This window comes from Candidatus Cloacimonadota bacterium (assembly GCA_034661015.1).
GTDB lineage: Bacteria > Cloacimonadota > Cloacimonadia > JGIOTU-2 > JGIOTU-2 > JAYEKN01.
Map to the genome: position 1 here is coordinate 1 of JAYEKN010000093.1, position 3,671 is coordinate 3,671.

Sequence of the window (3,671 nt, forward strand, 5' to 3'; positions counted from 1 at the left end):
TCCCGCCATTATCCAATGCTTTATATATAGCTGGCTGGATCGAATTATAATTCGTTGAATTCGAAGGATCAACATAATATTTTTCTGCAAAACAAGTTCCGAAATAGAACATAAAAAATAATACTATTAAAACAACTCTTATTACGTAAAAGAGGGGCAGAGAGAAATGTAAAATTATGAATTTTGAATTATGAATGTAAAACATATTGGGTGAAAAGTGAAATGGGAGAAGTGAAATGAGGTTTTTATTTATTTTTTCAATTAATTTCAAGATAGCTTCCCCTAACTTTACAAACTGCATTTGGCAAAAAACCAAATAATTTAATTCCCATAATACTCCTATAATTTTCTAATAATTTTACGCTTTATATTTTGTGTAGAATTGAATAGGACAAAAATGTTTGTCAAATATTGTGAAAAATTTTTTGAAAATAAATCAAACTTTTAACAGTAACATAGATAGTTTTCATAAATTCGTAGAAGATGAATTATATACAGTAGAAAAATATGATAATATTAAAGATTTTCTATAATTAAAAAAAATAATTAAATCTTTTGACAATAATTTTGCTTTTCTGTGAATCTGTCTCTCAATTGTGGGTGGTTAGCTCAGTTGGTTAGAGTGCTACGTTGACATCGTAGAGGTCACTGGTTCGAATCCAGTACTACCCACCATTTTGTTTTCTAAGATACTTAATACATTCCACTTATCAATTTTAAACGAATATTAATACTGAATAGAATTTCGACCGAATTAGGCAGTAAAAAAGAGGTTTATGTTACAAATCTACACTGGAAATGGCAAAGGAAAAACCACGGCAGCTATCGGGTTGGCAATCAGATTTCTTGGGCATAAAAAAAGAGTTTGCCTTATTCAATTTATGAAGAAAAATTTTTCTTACGGGGAAATTAAACTTTTACAACAAATCGAAAATATTGATGTTTTCCAATTTGGAACACCAGACTTGATTGATAAAAAAAATCCTAAAGAGATTGATTTCCAAGAAGCTGAAAAAGGAATTGCAAAAGCAAAGAAAATCTTAGAGGATGCTAAATACGATTTAGTCATTTTGGATGAATTGAACGTTGCTCTTGATTTTGGACTTTTAAATTTGGAGAAAGTGATCCCAATAATTAAGAAATATAAAAATATCGAGTTGGTCATTACCGGACGTTATGCTCCTCCTGAATTGATCGAATTAGCTGACTTGGTAACTGAGATGAAAGAAATAAAACATTATTATAAAAATGGTGTGATAGCTGCAAAGGGTAGAGAATTTTAATTTTTCACCTGCGAGTTAGTCCGCCTTTAATACGAGAGGATTATTAGATGAAAGTAACAGATAATGCGTTAGCAGTTTTAAAAAAACGATATTTTCAAAAAGATGAAAATGGAAATTGCATTGAAGATGCGCAAGGAATGCTCACACGAGTTAGCACAAATATCGCAGGAAAGAATAAAGCAAAAGCGAAAAAATATTTTGATGTTATGGACAATCGTTATTTTCTGCCCAACTCACCCACGTTGATGAATGCAGGGAACGATCTTCAACAGCTTTCTGCCTGCTTTGTTTTACCAATCGAAGATAGCATGGAAAATATTTTCGAGTCCGTAAAGAATGCTGCCTTAATTCATAAATCCGGTGGGGGAACCGGTTTTTCATTCTCAAAATTGCGTGAGCGAAATGCACTGGTTCGATCTACGAGCGGTGTGTCCAGCGGTCCTATAACATTTATGAAGGTGTTTAATTCCGCCACAGATGCGGTGAAACAAGGTGGCACTCGCCGTGGTGCGAATATGGCCATTCTTAATGTGGATCATCCGGATATTCTTGAATTTATTACTGCTAAAGAAGATGATAAAGAACTCACAAATTTTAATATTAGTGTGGGAATTACAAAAAAATTTATGGATGCTGTTGAAGCTGATGAAGAATATCAACTTATATCACCTCATTCCGGTGAAGTTTCAAAATCATTAAAAGCTGCCGAAGTTTTTGACTTGATTGTGAGCATGGCTTACAAGAACGGTGAACCGGGGATAGTCTTTCTCGATAGATTGAATGAGTATAATCCCACTCCCGAAATAGGCAAAATCGAAGCAACAAATCCATGTGGCGAGCAACCACTTTTGCCAAATGAAGCCTGTAATCTTGGTTCCATCAATCTTGCACTTATGGTTAATGACAAAATAGTCAATTGGGATTTGCTAAAACAGACCGTTTATACTGCAACGGAATTCTTGGACGATGTGATTGATCATTCCAAATTTCCTCTTCCTCAAATTGATGAACAGTCTAAAGCAAATCGCAAAATTGGGCTTGGAATAATGGGCTGGTCGGATATGCTAGTGCAAATGGAAATTCCCTATGATTCTGAAGAAGGTTTAGAACTTGCCAAGGAAGTGATGGAGTTTATTGATTTTCATTCAAAATATAAATCATTGCAAATTGCCAAAAAAAAAGAACCATTTCAAAATTTTCAGGGAAGCACTTATCATACCGGAGAATTTCGAAGAGAATCAACCAAACTGGATTGGGATAGTTTGCTTAAAGATATACAAAAGTACGGAATTCGAAATTCTACTACAACCACGATTGCTCCCACCGGAACGATAAGCATGATCGCAGACACATCCAGCGGGGTTGAGCCTAACTTCTCCCTTGTTTATGTGAAAAAAGTCATGGATGATGACAAATTATTGTATGTAAATAAGTACTTTGAAGAAATTGCCCGAAAGACCGGTTTTTATTCCAAAGAATTGATGGAAGACGTTTCCGGCAAAGGCTCGTTAATATCAATAAAGGAAATCCCGAAAGAAGTGAAAAAAGTTTTTGTTACTTCTCATGATATTAAACCGGAATGGCATATTAGAATGCAAGCCGCATTTCAGCAATATGTGGATAATGCCGTTTCAAAAACCATAAATTTTTCAAATAGTGCTACAAAAGAAGACATAAATATCGCATATAAACTCGCTTATCAATTGGGATGTAAGGGAGTTACGGTTTACCGTGATGGCAGCAGATCCGAGCAAGTGTTGAATGTTGGGAAAAAAGTGCGTGAACAAGAAAAAACCAGAGTGGCTCCTCGAAAGCGCAGTGAAACTACACTTGGAGTTACAAAAAAAATGAATACCGGCTGTGGATATTTATACGTTACCATAAATGTTGACGAAACAGGTATTTGCGAAGTATTTGCTCAAATCGGAAAAGTTGGTGGTTGTGCTTCTGCTCAGCTGGAGGCTATTGCGCGCTTAATCTCTCTGGCGCTTCGCTCAAATGTAAAAGTGGAGTCAATTATTAAACAGTTGCGATTTATTCGTTGTCCTAATCCAACCTGGCGAAAAGGTAAAAAAATTCTTTCTTGTGCAGATGCTGTGGCTATAGCACTTGAAGAATTTATTGCGCAAAATGGACATGGCATAAAACAAATTCTTTCGATTACGTTAGATGAAAAAAACGAAAATGAAAAACCAAAAACCAGAATACAAAGTTTAAAAGGTCAGCAAGCATTGTGCCCTGAATGTGGTGCAAAGGTGGAATATAAGGAAGGCTGCAGAACCTGTCCCGTTTGTGGCTGGTCAAAATGTAGCTAATTGAGTAAAACCTTACGAATGGTCGAAGACCTTCGCAATGGTTGACTCAGAAAAGCAAATGAATAATGAATAT

General features: G+C 35.2%; 2 protein-coding genes and 1 tRNA gene. All 3 read left to right on the forward strand.

Annotation, left to right across the window (positions count from 1 at the left end):
• Positions 1-598 precede the first annotated feature (598 nt).
• The 3 genes from U9P79_03500 to U9P79_03510 all read left to right on the forward strand — a co-directional run bounded on the left by U9P79_03500 (position 599) and on the right by U9P79_03510 (position 3,598).
• A tRNA-Val gene (locus U9P79_03500) sits at positions 599-675 on the forward strand.
• Positions 676-776: 101 nt separating this feature from the next.
• On the forward strand, positions 777-1,283 hold the full coding sequence (locus tag U9P79_03505) for a cob(I)yrinic acid a,c-diamide adenosyltransferase (protein ID MEA2103690.1): 507 nt from the start codon (positions 777-779) through the stop codon (positions 1,281-1,283).
• A gap of 47 nt (positions 1,284-1,330) precedes the next feature.
• Positions 1,331-3,598 carry a vitamin B12-dependent ribonucleotide reductase gene (locus U9P79_03510; protein MEA2103691.1) on the forward strand — a complete coding sequence of 756 codons (2,268 nt, stop codon included), beginning with the start codon at positions 1,331-1,333 and terminating at the stop codon, positions 3,596-3,598.
• Positions 3,599-3,671 lie beyond the last annotated feature (73 nt).